At 56.5% G+C, this 17,273-nt stretch carries 16 protein-coding genes; 9 read left to right on the top strand and 7 right to left on the bottom strand.

Annotation, left to right across the window (positions count from 1 at the left end; all coding sequences use genetic code 11):
- Nucleotides 1-4 precede the first annotated feature (4 nt).
- The 5 genes from AC07VY_RS05570 to AC07VY_RS05550 form a co-directional block, all read right to left on the bottom strand.
- Complete coding sequence (locus AC07VY_RS05570) at nucleotides 5-1,054, bottom strand: ABC transporter substrate-binding protein (RefSeq protein ID WP_495096441.1); 1,050 nt, start codon at nucleotides 1,052-1,054, stop codon at nucleotides 5-7.
- The gene (locus AC07VY_RS05565) at nucleotides 1,051-1,875 is read right to left on the bottom strand and encodes an arginase family protein (RefSeq protein WP_495096442.1); all 825 of its coding nucleotides are present in this window, start codon (nucleotides 1,873-1,875) and stop codon (nucleotides 1,051-1,053) included. The genes AC07VY_RS05570 and AC07VY_RS05565 overlap by 4 nt, the downstream gene beginning before the upstream one ends.
- Nucleotides 1,872-3,116 carry a hypothetical protein gene (locus AC07VY_RS05560; protein WP_495096443.1) on the bottom strand — a complete coding sequence of 415 codons (1,245 nt, stop codon included), beginning with the start codon at nucleotides 3,114-3,116 and terminating at the stop codon, nucleotides 1,872-1,874. The genes AC07VY_RS05565 and AC07VY_RS05560 overlap by 4 nt, the downstream gene beginning before the upstream one ends.
- The gene (locus tag AC07VY_RS05555; protein WP_495074510.1) at nucleotides 3,116-3,811 is read right to left on the bottom strand and encodes a methyltransferase; all 696 of its coding nucleotides are present in this window, start codon (nucleotides 3,809-3,811) and stop codon (nucleotides 3,116-3,118) included. Before AC07VY_RS05555 ends, AC07VY_RS05560 begins: the two co-directional genes overlap by 1 nt.
- Before the next feature lie 149 nt (nucleotides 3,812-3,960).
- Nucleotides 3,961-5,184, bottom strand: a complete 1,224-nt coding sequence (locus AC07VY_RS05550) for a sensor histidine kinase (protein WP_495074511.1) — start codon at nucleotides 5,182-5,184, stop codon at nucleotides 3,961-3,963.
- Nucleotides 5,185-5,575: 391 nt separating this feature from the next.
- Between AC07VY_RS05550 and cysC the strand changes: the two genes are divergently transcribed.
- Nucleotides 5,576-6,109, top strand: a complete 534-nt coding sequence (gene cysC / locus AC07VY_RS05545) for an adenylyl-sulfate kinase (RefSeq protein ID WP_495096444.1) — start codon at nucleotides 5,576-5,578, stop codon at nucleotides 6,107-6,109.
- 22 nt (nucleotides 6,110-6,131) lie between these two features.
- Here cysC and AC07VY_RS05540 read toward each other — a convergent pair whose 3' ends face one another.
- Entirely contained in the window at nucleotides 6,132-7,142 is a 1,011-nt protein-coding gene (locus tag AC07VY_RS05540) for an SLAC1 anion channel family protein (protein WP_495096655.1), read from the bottom strand.
- Nucleotides 7,143-7,259: 117 nt separating this feature from the next.
- Here AC07VY_RS05540 and AC07VY_RS05535 point away from each other — a divergent pair, with 117 nt between their 5' ends.
- Entirely contained in the window at nucleotides 7,260-8,213 is a 954-nt protein-coding gene (locus AC07VY_RS05535) for a GlxA family transcriptional regulator (RefSeq protein ID WP_495096656.1), read from the top strand.
- Between the two features lie 293 nt (nucleotides 8,214-8,506).
- On the top strand, nucleotides 8,507-9,094 hold the full coding sequence (locus tag AC07VY_RS05530) for a hypothetical protein (RefSeq protein WP_495096445.1): 588 nt from the start codon (nucleotides 8,507-8,509) through the stop codon (nucleotides 9,092-9,094).
- On the opposite strand, the gene AC07VY_RS05525 is transcribed toward AC07VY_RS05530, so the two are convergent.
- Entirely contained in the window at nucleotides 9,084-10,061 is a 978-nt protein-coding gene (locus tag AC07VY_RS05525) for a LysR substrate-binding domain-containing protein (RefSeq protein ID WP_495096446.1), read from the bottom strand. The two genes, AC07VY_RS05530 and AC07VY_RS05525, sit on opposite strands and share 11 nt — an antisense overlap.
- Nucleotides 10,062-10,142: 81 nt before the next feature.
- On the opposite strand from AC07VY_RS05525, the gene AC07VY_RS05520 reads away from it, so the two are divergent.
- The 6 genes from AC07VY_RS05520 to AC07VY_RS05495 all read left to right on the top strand — a co-directional run bounded on the left by AC07VY_RS05520 (nucleotide 10,143) and on the right by AC07VY_RS05495 (nucleotide 17,235).
- Entirely contained in the window at nucleotides 10,143-11,426 is a 1,284-nt protein-coding gene (locus AC07VY_RS05520) for an MFS transporter (RefSeq protein WP_495096447.1), read from the top strand.
- Between the two features lie 220 nt (nucleotides 11,427-11,646).
- On the top strand, nucleotides 11,647-13,239 hold the full coding sequence (locus AC07VY_RS05515; RefSeq protein WP_495096448.1) for an ABC transporter substrate-binding protein: 1,593 nt from the start codon (nucleotides 11,647-11,649) through the stop codon (nucleotides 13,237-13,239).
- Nucleotides 13,240-13,310: 71 nt separating this feature from the next.
- The gene (locus tag AC07VY_RS05510; protein WP_495096449.1) at nucleotides 13,311-14,339 is read left to right on the top strand and encodes an ABC transporter permease subunit; all 1,029 of its coding nucleotides are present in this window, start codon (nucleotides 13,311-13,313) and stop codon (nucleotides 14,337-14,339) included.
- A gap of 7 nt (nucleotides 14,340-14,346) precedes the next feature.
- The gene (locus AC07VY_RS05505; protein WP_495096450.1) at nucleotides 14,347-15,267 is read left to right on the top strand and encodes an ABC transporter permease subunit; all 921 of its coding nucleotides are present in this window, start codon (nucleotides 14,347-14,349) and stop codon (nucleotides 15,265-15,267) included.
- Between the two features lie 19 nt (nucleotides 15,268-15,286).
- A complete protein-coding gene (locus AC07VY_RS05500; RefSeq protein ID WP_495096451.1) occupies nucleotides 15,287-16,261 on the top strand; it encodes an ABC transporter ATP-binding protein in 975 nt (324 codons plus the stop codon).
- Complete coding sequence (locus AC07VY_RS05495) at nucleotides 16,258-17,235, top strand: peptide ABC transporter ATP-binding protein (RefSeq protein ID WP_495096452.1); 978 nt, start codon at nucleotides 16,258-16,260, stop codon at nucleotides 17,233-17,235. Before AC07VY_RS05500 ends, AC07VY_RS05495 begins: the two co-directional genes overlap by 4 nt.
- Nucleotides 17,236-17,273 lie beyond the last annotated feature (38 nt).

Here is a 17,273-nt window from a genome sequence, read left to right as displayed (position 1 = left end):
ACTCTCAATGAATAACTGTCACGGCGGATGGATTGACGAATTCCAATCCGCCAATATACATATTATTCAAATAATTTGGCACCTTCAGTTTATCGGTCATTTTTTTCTTTATAGCCCAGCGAGCCTCATCCTCCAATGCCAATATCAATCCTTGATCCAAAACAATATCAAACTGATATGACGACCAATCCGCCCTCAATTTTTCAATTTGTATTTTTGTAGCCTTAGAAACAATTTTCTGAGCAACTTCTGGATTATTGTTGCATATCTTCGCGGCATGAATCAATGCACCTAAAACCTTCTTCACAGTTTCAGGATGCTGCGAAATATAGTTCTGCGTTCCAACCATGTTATAGATGCTTTCATATACATCTTGGCCATAAAAAACAACACCATTATTTCCAAGTTTCTCCATCGCACTGCCTAAATATGGTTCCCATATAGCAACTGCATCCACCTTTCCTTCTGCAAGGGCAGCAGGTAATTCTTCCGGCTTATAGTTATGCACAGTCACTTCAGTTGCCAGCAATTTTTGCCGATTGAGAAATGCATCCAAAGTAAAGTGAGCCGATGTACCTAGAGGAACACCAACATTTTTCCCTTTTAGATTGCTAGGCGCATTGATTCCTCTGTCTTTTCTGCCAACAATTCCATGGTCTTTTTCTCCCGAAAAAATTGTTGCAATTACAGAAATTGGGATTGCATCCAAACCAGCAAACATTACAGGAATATCGGCAACCGTACCTAAATCAGCATTCTTTTGAGTAATCGCTGCCATGGCAGCTTTTCCACTGGTATAAGGTTTAATTGAAACCTGAAGTCCTTCATTTTTAAAAAAACCCTCTTCCTGGGCAACAATGACGGAACAACTACCCACATATTCAGTATTCACGGCCAAAACAACTTGCTCGGACTGCAAATTCGCCGACACCAGAGATGCATATTTGAACCAAATAAAAACCCCAAACAACACGGCCAACAACAAACTAACTCCGCCCACCAGCATAAATATGGAGGCTTTTCGCATACCAGGTGTCTGTATCTCTTTCATCATCGAGGTGCCCTCAAAGCATTTATAACCTTTAAACAGGCGATTGCCGCCTTATTTCCGACATCCTTTTCTTCATGCCAGGCAGACACGGAGACTGCAACAATATTTGCAAAAGAAAGAGTTTTAAAAAGAGCCTCAATCTCTGAATACGTTGGGCCATTTTTCACATGATACTTTAGAGCAGGAGTTTCCGCCTCTGCATCCACCACATCGGTATCCCAATGAATATATAGGCTTTCATCGGAATTAAAATTCTTGAGAACCTCCGAAATACCACAAACAGTAATTTCCGAATTGTGCAATGCATCTTTTTCAGAAGCATCAAGATCGCGGGCATCTGATAATATGATTTTATTTTCAGCATAAGGGGTAAAACCGATATTCGCAAACATCGAATTTAGGGCCTCATAATGGGAACCGCCCTGCTCAATTCGACCAACCAACATAGCCAGTGGCATACCTCCAATATATTTTGTGATCGATGTTTCCCAAGTATGAAAATCACCATGGGCATCCAACCAAAGAATACGATCTGGTGTTTTTCCAGCCTTTTGCAAACCGCTTAAAACACCCAATGTAGAAACGCAATCTCCAGCAACGCTAATGGGACGCAAACCCATGCTTGCCAATTCTTTCACTTTATTTGATAGCACATGATAAATCCCACCCATTCTTCGTAGCTTTTCATCTGGATCATCAATACTTACTTTGTCCAGTTCAGAAACAGCAAGCACGTCCCAAACATGATCGTCTAACTCTCGAAGACGACAAAGACCATCACGTCTTTGCCCCATTAAGAACGGAACAATCAAATGATTGTTCATAACCAGGTTTCCGAGTTCATCTCATAACCCAACGAGCCCATCATGCTAGCAACCTCTTCTCGGCGACCTAGCGTAAGCAGCAAATCATTCCTTTTTCTCCATCGCTTCAGTGCTGGAGTCTCGGTTGCCATTAAAACAGGGAGATCTTTTAGGACTTCCATTTCATGTAACCCTAAGTATTTTTCAATTCTTTTAACCACCGCGTGTGGTGTCATCAAAAAATCCTCAAAAGCAACCCGAAGAGCATCTACACCACTAGAGATAATAGCTTGATGTGAAGACAACCATTGATTAAGGCAAACATTCTCCAATTTTTCATTTTGGAAATCTCTCCAATTCGGTGGCAAATCAAACTTCCACCACGATTTTCCAAACGGAACGCAATCAGAGTAACCCTCGATATTTAAACTTAGCCCACATTTTCTTAAGTCATGGGAAAAAAACCCCACAGGAGACAACCAACCATCCATTAAGCCATTGACAGACTGCGCATACCCACGCGTCAAGTGAATATATTTAACGATGGCATTCGGAAAAATATCCTCATATATTCCGATTCGGTAAACATCCGGTGGAGTTTTAAAAAGCAAAACTTTACTCTCCACATCCTCAGCACCAAATGGTCTCCGTTTAATTCTTGGCATGACAAATGGGGGCTCCTCAATTTTTAAGCACTCATCAAACCAGAGATTTTCATTTGCAGATAAATTTCCATCGTAATAATTGATTCGCCAAGCCTCATTCTCAAAAACCTTGGATAGAACAAATTTATCTAGATCACGCTCATTTTCTATATGAGCCCAATTTCTATTTTCATCAAAAATACTGCGTAAAATGCGAAGAAGATCCTCAAAGCCAGCACTCTTCGAAAACTTCACAGGAAATTGCAACAAAAATCTTTTTGCATATTTCTTTACCAGAAAATTTGCACCGGGAACATCATCCGAAAATATAGAAAGCCCGTCGAAAATATTGTCAATCAAACATTTTTTGTTATTTAAATAATCAATCGCATCACTATCCGAGTTATAACCAAAGCCATTTTCTGTTAATACAAGAAAAGGCTCAATCTCACCATCCAATGAAGCAACACTCGGATGTGATTCCAATGTATTTTTTAACAAACTTGACCCTGATCGAGGGCTACACAAAATTACAGCAACTCTTTTCACCAAAACATTCAGCTCGGAATTCTGAATATTTCGAGCTGCATTCACGGCCTTGATGAGATCACCCGGCATCATTCCACTTTTGCCACTCTCTTCATAAGAAACGCGTGAAACACTTTGGTTTCTGATTTATCGGCCGATTCACGCCCTATCGCCTTCACGGAAAATCCAGCCTCTTTGGCAAGTTTTTTTACTCGCTCCGTTTCTCCAAAATTAGAATGTATAAAATATATACGACCATTTGGATTCAAATGCTCTCCAACCTCTGCAAAGAAACGTGTGTTTGTTTGAAAATCCGTGTCCCATTGTGCCCTGGCAACTATATCGTGGGCAAATTTATCTCTAAATGGAATATTCGCCGTAATAACGTCAAACTTTTGACCCTTCAGGTTATCAAACAAATTAGACTTAACAACCTTCATGATTTTCTCAAAACCATGAGATTTGGCATTATATTTTGCACTTTTAATTGCAGCAGGATTAATATCAACTCCAACCACCTTCCCCGCCCCTTGATAGCAAGAAAAAATAGCAATAACACCTGACCCCGTTCCAACATCCAGTACGCTCTCTCCACTCTGCACGTGGAAATTTTTCACCAGAGGCTTGCTATCCGTAAATGGCCAAAATGTATTTGGGTAAACTAAAAATTCTTTTCCCAAATATTTAACAACCTTTCCTTCAGGCGATACCGATTTGAATAATTTTTGCCGCCCCTTTTGCCAGCGATTTATTTTTGCATCTTCTAAAGCAGATTTATTTTCCATAAGTTCCACCTTTTAAAATATTAAACAACCATACCTCATCGACAAAAAACCAGATCGTTGCATTCGGTCTGCAAGATCTCAACCACCCGAATAATCGTTACAAATACAAAAAAACTTATTGGACAGCGAATAGCCTCACATCCAAGCAATTAACTTGGTTCACCAACAAAATCATTCGATACTGGCGCGGTTAATTTATTAACCGGAAGCTCAATCCAAAAAGTGCTACCGAGACCTACGGCACTGTTAACGCCAATTTCCGCATGCATGGCTTCTATTATTTTTTTAGTGAAGGCAAGACCAATTCCAGAGCCCTCCTCCTGAGATTTCTCTCGTCCAAGACGATTGAATGGTTGGAATATTTCTTTTAATTGCTCGGAACTGAGTCCAATCCCAGTATCCACTACAGAAATTCGAATGCGGTCAGTTTTTATGGGTTGACAATATACTGTGACCGTTCCATGTTTTGTGTTGTATTTGATTGCATTTGATAATAAATTTATCAATACCTGCTTCAGTCGTGTTTTATCAGAGAACACGAACAGATCAATATTCTCCGGATAAGTCATTCCAATTTTATATTTTTCTGCTATGGGTCCTATCATTGTCTGACACTCATCAAAAATGAGCGCCAAGGGAATCAACTCCAATGAAATAGATATATTCCCTGATTCAACCTGCGCAATATCGAGAACACCGTTAATTAATGTGAGCAAATGCTTTCCCGCACTTTCAATATGCGTAGCAAATTTTCTCTTTTCTTCAAGTGTCGATGGAATTGACTCTGATTTCAGGATTTGTGCAAATCCAAGAATGGCATTGAGCGGCGTGCGTAGCTCATGGCTCATATGCGACAGGAATTTTGATTTTTCCTGATTGGCGCGTTCCGCCTCTTTTTTTGCCGCCTCCAGCTCTCGGTTCAATATGTTGAGTTCAGCAGCATGGGTCCGTTGGCGCTGCTCCAAAATCGCGTTTTCGATACGCAACCGCCGCGTCTCCAGTGCGCGCGCAAGGACGGGAAGAATGACCGCTATCTTGAAAGGTTTGACAATGTAGTCATGGGCTCCGACTTTCATTGCCTGCACCGCAGAAGCGATGGAGCCCTCACCCGTCATGATGATGCAGGCGAGATTGGGGTCCATCTTGATTGCCGCTTGCACTAAGGCAATACCGTTGATGCCAGGCATCATCAGATCAGATAGCAACAAATCGAATGTCTCTGTTTGCAGCAACTCCAGCGCAACCTCTCCAGAGACGAGACCGGTTGTCCTATAGTCGTGGCTACCCAAAATATCGCACAAAGCGCGCATGTGCACCGCTTCGTCGTCAACGATCAGGATATGGGGATTGGGATGGACTCCCGATTCGGCCATCAGACCTCCTGTCTGCTGTTGAAACCAACAATTAATTCGCAAAACATCTTTCCTGCAGCAACGTCAGGAAACCACGGAATGCGTAATAAAAACCAACTTGCCCCAAACGTTGTTTAGCATGTCGCACATGCTCAAAAACTGCAATGGGGACTCTGCTACAGAGGTGAGGAGGACCAGAGTAGCAGCGAGTCCGCATCCCCAATATTGAGGATAAAACACACCTCGAATTGCCATTTAAATTGTCAATATCGAAGATGGAACGACCATAGCATCACCGTTCAGAAAATCAATCAGCGCCGTTTGGCATCTCTGGCACGCGGGCCGCATCTGGATGTGTTCACAATCGTCAAAGTTTGCCTTCCTCGGTTGGTCCGATCGAACAGGAGTAAGAATGTCAAAGCTAGCTTGTACTCTTTGGCTGACTGGGCTCAGCGCCTCAGGTAAAACCAGTTTGGCTCAAGCGCTGGCTGAAGCACTCACTGCGGATGGGGCTTCGTGCCAAGTACTGGACGGCGACCTGATACGTCAACAGCTGAGCCGCGATCTCGGCTTCTCGCGGGAAGATCGCCGTGAAAACATTCGCCGCGTCGCCAACTTGTGCCGTCAATTGAATGACGAAGGAACTCTGGCCATTGCTGCGCTGATATCTCCGTACCGCGATGACCGGAACCTGGCACGCCAAACCATAGGTCCGACACGGTTCATTGAGGTGTACATGGCGACCCCCATGGAGATATGTGAGGCCCGCGACCCCAAAGGCCTCTACCGTCGGGCACGCAGTGGCGACATTAGCAGCTTTACCGGAATCAGCGCCCCGTATGAAGCGCCACAGTCCCCCCATTTGTCCTTCAATACGGGAATACAAGATTTGAACGAATGCGTCCGCTTGAGCATGGACATACTTGCGGCACGCTTGCTTGATTAAGTGCCAGCAACGCCAGAACTAATTACTTGCACAACGTCCCATCAAGTGCGCTCCTTAGGGTTCGCAGGGTAAGGACCGCCAAGACCAGGCTGAGCGCGCCCAGCAACACCGTGGCAAGAACCCAGAGCGGTGCGCTACCACGCAACTCCGCGTACCTCAACGCAGCATTCACCAGCGCAGCCATGGGGAAGCTGATCGCCCACCACCCCGCAGAAAATTTCACACTGGGGCGGAACACCTTAGGCGCGACCACGGCAAACATGAACAGCGCAAAGTAAAACAGCAGCGCAGCAAAGCGGTCTACTCCGCCCACGATATTGCTGTAGGCAAGAAAGCCCACCGCAAACGGCGCCACCAGAATCATCAGCGACGGCATCATGCCCGGCACGAGCGGGTCGCGGTGCACCAGCCGGCTAATAATCATCGCGAAGAGCACCAACGCCAGCACGGCGCCGACCGCACCGGCGAGTAAGTTCACCTCAGCCACCCAGGCCATGGGTATCTGTGCGCCAGTCACCGGGATGTCCAGCGTGGCCACGCACGGCACAATCCAGGCCGGCACTGCATGCGAAGCGTCCACCTGGCCATTGAGCAGGCGCGAGACCACGAGGTAGCACAGCGCAAAAGTTGTCAGCACACCCACGGTCCAGGTAGCGCGGGCAGCCTCCGGGCTATACGGACCGGCAATGGCAGACAGCAACAACAACGAGATCGCGATGGTGCCAAAGAAGTTGCCGCTCACCGGGTGTTGAAACTCAGCCAGCACCGCCTGCGGATGCTTCACCAGCTTCGTCACATAGCCCCAGGCCAGCAGCAGAAAAACACCCACGGCGAATGCGCCTACACCCTCGCCGATCCAGGCCGGCACCCCCAGGCTGCTGTGCGCCAGCCGCCAGGCCAGGGCCAGCCCGCTGAGTCCCATCACCGCGCCAAACAAATTGACCGGCAGGTTGCGGATCGACGCTGCGGCAGGCGGCGAATGGCGCACAGCGGACGCGTCGAGAGACGGGTTCAGGGACGGAGTGATGGACAGGTTTGGCACGACGAACCTTTTGGCTGAATTTGCATAAACATATATTTTCTGCCAGACTCCGCCCACTGTCTGCGCCGACATAAGGCGTTTTCTGCCAATCATTGGGCAATGTCTGCCATGCGTATCGCCATACTCGCTTTTCCCCGTTTCCAGCTGCTGGATGTTGCAGGGCCCGCAGACGTTTTCGTCGAAGCCTCGCGCCAGCTCGGCAATCCAAACGCCTACCAGGTGCAGGTCATTGGCACCGAAGAAGGCATGCTCAAAAGCAGCGGTGGGTTGCGCCTGGCCGTCGACGCCACCGTGGCCACACAGCGCGGGCCTATCGACACCTTGCTGGTCGCGGGCAGCCCGAATATCGAGGACATGGCCAGCGACCAGCCACTGCAAGACTGGCTTAGACGGCAGGCGCGCAGCGTGCGGCGCTATGGCTCCGTCTGCACCGGCGCCTTCGTGCTAGCGGCCACCGGGCTGCTGGACGGCAAGCGGGTCGCAACCCACTGGAATTCGGCTGCCCGCCTGGCAGCGGCCTACCCCAATACCAATGTCGAAGCGGACGCCATCTACGTGCAAGACGGCAAGCTGTTCACATCCGCAGGCGTCACCGCCGGCATGGACCTGGCCCTGGCGATGGTAGAACAGGACCATGGCCGCGAGCTTGCGCTACGCGTGGCCCGCGAGCTAGTGATGTTCCTCAAGCGCCCGGGCGGGCAGAGCCAGTTCAGCGCCCACCTGGCGGCACAGACAGCGGAGCGATCCAATGTGCGCGAGCTGCAAGACTATGTGCTGGCGAACCTGAAGCACGATCTGTCCGTGCCGCTGCTGGCGTCCAAGGCCGGCATGAGCGAAAGAAGCTTTGCCCGCATCTTCCGCGACGAGACCGGAACCACGCCCGCCGAGTTTGTAGAAAACGCCCGCATAGACGCAGCCCGCCGCCTGGCCGAAGAATCAGACTGGCCCGCCAAGCGGCTGGCCGATGCTGTGGGGTATGCCAATGTGGACGGCTTCAGACGGGCATTTGGTCGCCGGCTGGGGGTGAGCCTGGTGGAATACCGGAAGCGATTTGCGGGATGAGGGTGGAGGGGCGACGGGCACGCAATCCTGAGGGCCCAATGGCATAGCCCAAAGGATGCTTTTCTTGAGCCTATTCAACCCTTACTCGACGGACCATTCAAGGTGCGTGGCCCAGCCAATCCAGATGTCGAGCGGAGCATAGTTGTTACAGTTCTTGAAACTATTGGACAACGACATCGATTCCGAATCGCTTTATCGTCAGCTTGGTCAGCTTCTCGCCGATGAGCCGGAATTTAACTTGCAAGGAACGCTGGACAGGGAAACGCCCCTGCGATGATGGCGGGCATTTGCTCATGAAAATATTTCTACTTGGCACACAGCACCCATTGCAGGAGGCATCTCCTCGCATCAAGACTGAAGTGCTTACTGCCTTTACGGACCACCTTCGAGCTATCTGCACAAGCCATGCGATCGCTGCAATCGGCGAAGAGATGGATTTGCAGACTGTCAACGACTGGCCGGGGCGACCGAAGCGAGGCTCGATCCCTGAAACAGTAGCGAGCGAAGTCGGAATTCCGCATCGGTATTGTGATCCTACTCAGGAAGAACGCGTGCTCATTGGTGCCGTCTCAATCGAGACAGACCCGTCGAGGCGGGCGTTTTTAAAACTGCCTGACGTGCCCGCCGAAGATTTGGAGGCGGAGCAGATGGTCCGGTATGGGCGACGGGAGGAGGAATGGTTACGACGGGTCCGTGCTATGGACATATGGCCCTTGCTGTTCGTTTGCGGGATAGACCACCTCACCACCTTTTCCGAAAAAGTGATTGCGGGGGGCTTGGACTTGGAAGTCCTGCCGTCCTATCCCATACCGGATGGCGCGGAGTTGCAGCGGCCCAAGCCGCTCGACCTCAGCGGGGAAGAAAAGAAAATTACCCCTTAACCAGCACCCGCAAATCCCGCCCCCCCGGCACTCTCCCCCGCACGTTCTGCTGCACCGACTCGGTCAGCAATTCCGCCAAGCGCTGCACCGGCGGCTCAGGCTCGTTGCTGGCGCGGCGCAGGGCCAGGGTGATCTGCGGTAGCGCCGGCAACACTGTGCCAGTACGTTCGATCGTGCGCACATGGGCCGGCAGGCCGAACGGCGTACGCACACATAGGCCCAGGCCGGCCGAGGTGGCGGCCCACAGCGCGGCCAGGCTGGAGCTGGTGAACACGTAGCGCCAGGGCATGCCGGCGCGTTCCAGGGTGGTGGTGACGATGTCGCGCAGTGGGCATGGGGCATCGACGACGACCAGGGGTATCGGCTCTTGCAAGCCGCCCTGCGCGCCCCGCCCCAACTTCTGCAGCTGCTGCCACCACGGAGCCTCCAGCGCAGTCAAGTCGGCCGGGCCTATCCACTGCAGTGGCAGGCGCAGCACGCTGTCGGTGCGCGCATCGGCAGCGTCTAAGCCCACATCCCAGAACATCGCCAGGTCCAACTGGCCTAGCGCCAGCCGTTCGCGCAACACCGCGCTGGTGGCCACGCAGGCCTCGATGCGCACCTTGGGGTGGGCGCGGGCGAAGCGGCCCAGCGCCTCGGGCAGCACGGCCTCGCCCAAATCCTCCTGCAGGCCCAGGCGCACCCGGCCCTGCAGGTCGGTGCCGCGCACGGCGGCCACGGCTTCGTCGTTCAGTGCCAGCAGGCGGTGGGCGTAGGCCAGCAGGGTTTCGCCAGCATCCGTCAGCTCCAGCCCACGGCCGGACTTGCGCAGCAAGGGCGTGCCGGACTGCGATTCCAGCTTCTTCAGCTGCGCGCTGACGGCCGAGGTGGAGCGGCCCAGCCGGTCCGCCGCGCGGGCGTAGCTGCCCAGCGCGATGCCGGTGGAGAAGCTGCGCAGCATGTCTATGTCGTAGGTGATCTGGCCCATGGCAATCATCCCGATTTTCAAAATGATCAGTCTACTATTTTCTGATTTTCAAAACAGTCTGCGCCGCCCACAATCCGCCGCATGACACACCAAGCGACTCTTTCCACCCCACTTGTCACCTGCCCGCCGCCGCGCCACCGCTGGAAGGTGCTGGCCGCCGGCGTTGCCGCGAATGCGGCTTTTTCCGTAGCCTTCAGCGGCATCCCGATGACCGCGGTGCTGATGCGCGACGGCTACCGGCTCGACAACGCGACGCTGGGCCTGGTGCTGGGCCTAATGGGCCTGGGCATCGCCATCAGCGAACTGCCCTGGGGCCTGCTGACCGACCGCTGGGGCGACCGCCCGGTGCTGCTGACCGGCCTGGTCAGCACCGCACTGGCCTTGGCAGCCATGGCGCTGTGGGCGGCTCCATCGGGCGGGCAGATTCCACCGCTGGGCTTGCTGGCCGGCGGCCTGGTGCTGGTGGGCCTGCTAGGCGGCAGCGTGAACGGCGCCAGCGGCCGGGCGGTGATGCTGTGGTTTGCCGACGGCGAACGCGGCCTGGCGATGAGCATCCGCCAGACCGCCGTGCCGCTGGGCGGCGGCATCGGCGCGCTGCTGCTGCCGGCGCTGGCGCTGCAGCACGGCTTTGCCGCGATCTACAGCCTGCTGGCCGTGCTGTGCCTGCTGGCCGCGCTGCTGACCTGGGCCTGGGTGCACGAGCCGGCGCTGGTTCCGCACGCCAAACCCAGCACCGCCGCCGCCCGCAGCGAGCCGCTACATGGCCCGTTACGTAACCCGCGCATCTGGCGCACCGTGGCCGGCATCGGCATTCTGTGTGCGCCGCAGTTTGCCGTGCTGTCCTTCGGCACCGTGTTCCTGCACGACTACGGCCATGCCGGCCTGGCGACCATCACCGCGGCGATGGCGCTGGTGCAAGTCGGCGCGATGGTGATGCGCGTCTGGAGCGGCCGCTGGACGGACCGGCAGCGCAACCGCCCGGCCTATTTGCGGGCCTGCAGCGGGCTCAGCGCCGCGCTGTTTGCCGGGTTGGCACTGTTCAGTGCGCTGGCCGATGGCGGGCAGTTGCTGGGGTCGCCCCTGCTGCGCGCCGGCTTGCTGGTACTGCTGGCCATCTGTGGCATCTGCGTATCCGCCTGGCATGGCGTGGCCTATGTGCAGCTGGCCAGCTGCGCTGGCGCCCAGCGCTCGGGCACGGCGCTGGCGATGGCGAATACCTGCGTGTTCGGCGTCTGCTTTGTAACGCCGCTGGCACTACCGCATCTGCTTGCGCTGCAGGGCTGGCCGCTGGTGTGGCTGCTGGCCAGCGGCTGCGCATTGATGGCGCGGCCCTTGTTGGGTGGTGCCAAAGTACAACCCAAGTAAAAAATGTAATAAATCCACCTCCGACGCAGACACCACCTGCGCCAGTAGCTACAAACTCCATAGCAAAGACACCTAAGTGACATGATGTCTGACGATGGCATGGAATCTGCTGATAATGTCAGCCCGCAGACGCTGGGGTATTTACCAATCCCTCCACCGCACGATGCGAGCACCATCGCAGTGCACGTCTGACTTTGCGTTTTGACATATTTGGAGAACCATGAAAAATCTGAGCAAACTGGTCGTGGCCCTGGGCTTGACCGCCGCCGCTTTGGCAACCCACGCCGCAGGCACCCTTGTCTATTGTTCCGAAGCCAGCCCCGAGGGCTTTGACACCGCGCAGTACACCGGCGGCCAAACCTTCGATGCGGCCGGCATGGCCATCTTCAACCGCCTGGTCGAGTTCGAGCGCGGCACCACCAAGGTGGTCCCCGCCCTGGCCGAGTCCTATGACAGCGCCCCCGACGGCCTGACCTACACCTTCCATCTGCGCAAGGGCGTGAAGTTCCACACCACCGAGAACTTCACACCCAGCCGCGACTTCAATGCCGATGACGTGGTGTTCACGTTCATGCGCATGTTCGACAAGACCACGCCCTTCGCCAAAGCCTACCCGGTGCAGTTTCCCTACGCGGGCGACACCGGCCTGGACACGAACGTGGCCTCGGTGCGCAAGACCGACGACAACACCGTGGTCTTCCTGCTGAAGAAGCCCGACCCCGACCTGCTGGCCAAGATCGCCATGCCGGTGTTCTCCATCCTGTCGGCCGAGCACGCCAACAAGCTGCTGGCCGCCGGCACGCCCGCGCTGATCAACCAGCAGCCCGTGGGCACCGGCCCCTACATCCTGAAGCGCTACCAAAAAGACTCGCAGATCCGTTACGCGGCCAACAAGCAGTACTGGAACGCCAAGGACATCAAGCTGGACAACCTGATCTTCGCCATCACCACCGATGCATCGGTGCGCGCCCAGAAGGTCAAGGCCGGTGAATGCCAGGCCATGTCCTATCCCAAGCCGCAAGACCTGGAAAGCCTGAAGGCCGACCCCAAGCTGAAGGTCATCAGCGCGCCTGGCTTCAACATCGGCTACCTGTCGTACAACACTGAAAAGCCCATCACCGGCAAGCTGGAAGTGCGCCAGGCGCTGGACATGGCGATCAACCGCAAGGCCATCATCGAGGCCGTGTACCAAGGCCAGGGCCAGGAAGCCACCAACCCCTTCCCATCCTCGCTGTGGTCTTACAACCCGACGCTGAAGAACGCCCCCACGAACATCGAAAAAGCCAAGGAGCTGCTGAAAAAGGCCGGCTACCCCGATGGCTTTGAGATCAATCTGTGGAGCATGCCGGTGGTGCGCCCCTACAACCCCAACGCCAAGCTGATGGCCGAGATGATCCAGGCCGACTGGGCCAAGATCGGCGTCAAGGCCAAGATCGTCAGCTACGAATGGGGTGAATACCTCAAGCGCATGAAAGCCGGCGAACAAGACGCGGGCTTGATCGGCTGGAGCGGCGACTACGCCAGCCCCGACAACTTCCTGGGCGTGCTGCTGACCTGTGAATCCGTGGGCGGCAACAACTACGCGCGCTACTGCAGCAAGGAGTTCGACGGCCTGGTGCTGAAGGCCCGCAACAGCCTGGACCAAAAGGAACGCACCGCGCTGTACATGAAGGCGCAAGAAGTCTTCAAGCGCGACCTGCCCTGGTCCACCATTGCCCACTCCACGGTGAGCCTGCCCACCGCCAAGGGTGTGGACGGCCTGAAGATCAGCCCGTTTGCTGTGTTTGACTTCGCAGGTGTGAGCTCGAAGTAAGCCCCTATCGTCAGTCCAGAAAGCAAGGTAACGGCAAAGTTCGTTACCTTGCTTTTTTGTTTTAAGCAGCTATGTTCCTCTACATCCTCAAACGCTTGGCCGTGGTGATTCCGACCTTTTTCGGTATCACCCTGCTGACCTTTTCCCTGATCCACATGATCCCCGGCGACCCCATCGAAGTGATGGTGGGCGAGCGCACGCTGGACCCTGTAATGCACGCCGAAGCCATGCACCGCTTGGGACTGGACCAGTCGCTGCCGGTGCAGTATTTTCACTACCTGGGCCAGCTCGCACGGGGTGACCTGGGCGCTTCACTGAAGACGCAGATCCCCGTCTGGACCGAGTTCAAAACCCTGTTCCCCGCCACGCTGGAGCTGGCGCTGATGGCCCTGCTGTTCGCCCTGGTGGTGGGCATGGTGGCGGGCGTGACGGCGGCGGTAAAACGCGGCTCCATCCTGGACCACGGGGTGATGACGCTGGCGCTCACCGGCTACTCCATGCCCATCTTCTGGTGGGGCCTGGTGCTGATCATGGTGTTCTCCAGCGGCATGGGCTGGACGCCTGTGTCCGGCCGTATCGACCTGGCATTCGACATACCGCCCGACACCGGCTTCATGCTGATCGACGCCTGGCGCGCCCAGCGTGCCGACCCGGGCCTGAACGGAGGTGCGCTGTGGGACGCCATCAAGCATCTGATACTGCCAACCATCGTGCTGGGCACCATTCCGCTGGCGGTGATTGCGCGCATGACGCGCTCCAGCATGCTGGAGGTGTTGCGTGAAGACTATGTGCGCACCGCCCGCGCCAAGGGCTTGTCACCCGCACGCGTGGTGTTCATCCACACGCTGCGCAATGCGCTGATACCGGTGCTGACCGTGATTGGCCTGCAGGTCGGCACGCTGATGGGTGGCGCGGTGCTGACCGAGACCATCTTCTCCTGGCCCGGCATCGGCAAATGGCTGATCGACGCCATCAGCCGGCGTGACTACCCGGTGGTGCAAAGCGGCATTCTGCTTGTCGCCAGCCTGGTCATCACCACCAATTTCATCGTCGACATCCTGTACGGCGTGGCCAACCCACGCATCCGACACCAGAAATAGAACCTCCATGTCTACCCTACCCCTCCCCGTGACCGACGAGCTGGAACTCGCACCCGGCACACCTCCATCCAGCTGGTCAGAGTTCTGGCGCAGCTTCACGAAGAACAAAGGCGCCGTCGTTGGCCTGTGCTTCATGACCCTGGTCTGCCTGGCAGCGCTGTTCGCGCCCTGGGTGGCGCCCTACAGCCCTGTCGAGCAATTCCGCGAGCATTTCCTGACACCGCCCGCCTGGGTGGCCGGTGGTTCCAGCCAGTTCCTGCTAGGAACCGACGAAGTCGGGCGCGACATCCTCTCGCGGCTGATCCACGGTGCGCGGCTATCGCTGTTCGTCGGCTTCTTCTCGGTGCTAATGGCACTCATCCCCGGCGTGGTGCTGGGCCTGTGCGCAGGCTTCTTTGGCAAGGCGCTAGACTCCACCATCATGCGCATCATGGACATCATGATGGCCCTGCCCGCGCTGCTGCTGGCCGTGGCCATCATGGCCGTGCTTGGCCCCGGGCTGGGCAATGCGCTGGTGGCGATTGCCGTGGTTTCGCTGCCCGCCTATGTGCGCCTAACCCGCGCCTCCGCCATGACCGAGCTAAACCGCGACTACGTGACCGCCGCCCGCCTGTCGGGTGCCGGCACGCTACGCCTGATGTTCGTCACCGTGCTGCCCAACTGCATGGCGCCGCTGATCGTGCACGCCACCATGGGCTTCTCGGCCGCGATTCTGGAAATCTCGGCACTGGGCTTTCTGGGCCTGGGCGTGCAGCCACCCAACCCCGAGTGGGGCACCATGCTGGCCTCGGCGCGCGACTACATCGAACGCGCCTGGTGGGTCGTCACCCTGCCCGGCCTGACCATTCTGCTGTCGGTGCTGGCGATCAACCTGATGGGCGACGGCCTGCGCGACGCGCTGGACCCCAAACTGAAAACTGCGGCCTGATCCCGCGAAAAGAAACACGATGAGTTTGTTAAACATTAAAAATCTATCCGTAGAGTTCGGCCCACAAGGCCGCGCTTTCCGGGCGGTGGACGGGCTGGACCTGGCCGTGTCCCAGGGTGAAATCGTCGGCATCGTTGGCGAATCCGGCTCCGGCAAGTCGGTGACCATGATGGCCCTCATGGGCCTGCTCGACGGCCAGGGCCGCATCACCGCCGACACACTGAATTTCGACGGCCAGGACCTGCTGAAGATCACCCCGGCCCAGCGCCGCAAGCTGCTGGGCAAGGACATGGCGATGATCTTCCAGGACCCGATGACCTCGCTAAACCCCAGCTTCACCGTCGGCTACCAGATCATTGAAGTGCTGAAGCAGCACCTGGGCCTGCGCGGCGCGGCGGCCACGGCCCGCGCGGTAGAGCTGATGGAGATGGTGGAAATCCCCGCCGCCAAGAGCCGGCTGGACGTGTACCCGCACCAGCTGTCCGGCGGCATGAGCCAGCGCGTGATGATCGCCATCGCCATTGCCTGCAAGCCGCGCCTGCTGATCGCCGACGAGCCGACCACGGCACTCGACGTGACCATCCAGGCACAAATCATGGACTTGCTGGTGAACCTGCAAAAAGCCCACAACATGGCCCTGGTGATGATCACCCATGACCTGGCCGTAGTGGCCGAGGTGGCCCACCGCGTGGCCGTGATGTACGCCGGCCAGGTGGTGGAAACCGGCAAGGTGGACCGCCTGTTCGACCACCCGGCCCACCCCTATACCGATGCACTGCTGCAGGCCGTGCCCGAGCGCAGCCACGGCGCACGCCGCCTGAGCACGCTCAAGGGCATGGTCCCCGGCCAGTACGACCGGCCCAAGGGCTGCCTGCTGTCGCCGCGCTGCCCGCGCGTGCAAGACCGCTGCAAGGCCGAGCGCCCAGCGCTGACCCAGCACGAGGGAGACGCCGTGCGCTGCTTCTTCCCGCTGAATGCGGAGGTGGCGGCATGAGCGCGATTGTTTTAGAAGCCAAGAACCTCACCCGCTACTACGCCGTCAGCCAGGGCACCTTCAAGCCCAAGCTGCAGGTCAAGGCGCTGAATGGTATTTCGTTCCAGCTGCAGGCCGGCAAAACGCTGGCCGTGGTGGGCGAATCCGGCTGCGGCAAGAGCACGCTGGCCCGCGCGCTGACACTGATCGAAACGCCAACGTCAGGCAGCCTGGTGATGGACGGCCAGGCGCTGGACACGGCCAACCCGGCGCAGCGCAAAGCCATGCGCAGCAAGGTGCAGATGGTGTTCCAGAACCCCTACGCCTCGCTGAACCCGCGCCAGAAGATCATTGACCAACTGGCCGAGCCGCTGCTGCTGAATACCAAGCTCAGTGCCGCAGAGCGCACCGCCAAGGTCCATGACACCATGCGCCGCGTCGGCCTGCGGCCCGAGTTCGCCCAGCGCTATCCGCACATGTTCTCTGGCGGCCAGCGCCAGCGCATTGCGATTGCCCGCGCCATGATCTTGCAACCCAAGATTTTGGTGGCCGACGAGCCCACATCGGCGCTGGACGTCTCCATCCAGGCCCAGGTGCTGAACCTGTTCATGGACCTGCAGGAAGAGTTCCAGACCGCCTACGTGTTCGTGTCGCACAACCTGGCGGTGGTCGAGCATGTGGCGAATGATCTGATGGTGATGTACCTGGGCCGCGCGGTCGAGGTCGGCGCCAAGGGCCTGATCTTCGAGCGCCCGCTGCACCCGTACACGCAGGCCCTGCTGTCGGCCACGCCGTCCATCGACCGGCACCAGCGCAAGGTGAAGATCAAGATCACCGGCGAGCTGCCCAGCCCGCTGAACCCACCCACAGGCTGCGCCTTCCACAAGCGCTGCCCGCACGCCACGGCCCGCTGCTCGGCAGAAGAGCCGCAGCTGCGCCCACTGCTAGGGCGCGAGGTGGCTTGCCACCATGCGGAGAGTATTAACGCGGGGTAATAGCGGCTGATATCTACAGATGAAATAGGCTGCTAGCG

Source organism: Rhodoferax sp. GW821-FHT02C08 (assembly GCF_059421805.1).
Note: the sequence above shows the minus strand (reverse complement) of the source record. Positions and strands in the feature narration are given on the sequence as shown.

Excerpts from the sequence above, each read along its gene's own strand:
- AC07VY_RS05570 (WP_495096441.1), bottom strand. The coding sequence starts at position 1,054 with ATGATGAAAGAGATACAGACACCTGGTATGCGAAAAGCCTCCATATTT.
- AC07VY_RS05565 (WP_495096442.1), bottom strand. The coding sequence starts at position 1,875 with ATGAACAATCATTTGATTGTTCCGTTCTTAATGGGGCAAAGACGTGAT.
- AC07VY_RS05560 (WP_495096443.1), bottom strand. The coding sequence starts at position 3,116 with ATGCCGGGTGATCTCATCAAGGCCGTGAATGCAGCTCGAAATATTCAG.
- AC07VY_RS05555 (WP_495074510.1), bottom strand. The coding sequence starts at position 3,811 with ATGGAAAATAAATCTGCTTTAGAAGATGCAAAAATAAATCGCTGGCAA.
- AC07VY_RS05550 (WP_495074511.1), bottom strand. The coding sequence starts at position 5,184 with ATGGCCGAATCGGGAGTCCATCCCAATCCCCATATCCTGATCGTTGAC.
- cysC (WP_495096444.1), top strand. The coding sequence starts at position 5,576 with ATGTCAAAGCTAGCTTGTACTCTTTGGCTGACTGGGCTCAGCGCCTCA.
- AC07VY_RS05535 (WP_495096656.1), top strand. The coding sequence starts at position 7,260 with ATGCGTATCGCCATACTCGCTTTTCCCCGTTTCCAGCTGCTGGATGTT.
- AC07VY_RS05530 (WP_495096445.1), top strand. The coding sequence starts at position 8,507 with ATGAAAATATTTCTACTTGGCACACAGCACCCATTGCAGGAGGCATCT.
- AC07VY_RS05525 (WP_495096446.1), bottom strand. The coding sequence starts at position 10,061 with ATGGGCCAGATCACCTACGACATAGACATGCTGCGCAGCTTCTCCACC.
- AC07VY_RS05520 (WP_495096447.1), top strand. The coding sequence starts at position 10,143 with ATGACACACCAAGCGACTCTTTCCACCCCACTTGTCACCTGCCCGCCG.
- AC07VY_RS05515 (WP_495096448.1), top strand. The coding sequence starts at position 11,647 with ATGAAAAATCTGAGCAAACTGGTCGTGGCCCTGGGCTTGACCGCCGCC.
- AC07VY_RS05510 (WP_495096449.1), top strand. The coding sequence starts at position 13,311 with ATGTTCCTCTACATCCTCAAACGCTTGGCCGTGGTGATTCCGACCTTT.
- AC07VY_RS05505 (WP_495096450.1), top strand. The coding sequence starts at position 14,347 with ATGTCTACCCTACCCCTCCCCGTGACCGACGAGCTGGAACTCGCACCC.
- AC07VY_RS05500 (WP_495096451.1), top strand. The coding sequence starts at position 15,287 with ATGAGTTTGTTAAACATTAAAAATCTATCCGTAGAGTTCGGCCCACAA.
- AC07VY_RS05495 (WP_495096452.1), top strand. The coding sequence starts at position 16,258 with ATGAGCGCGATTGTTTTAGAAGCCAAGAACCTCACCCGCTACTACGCC.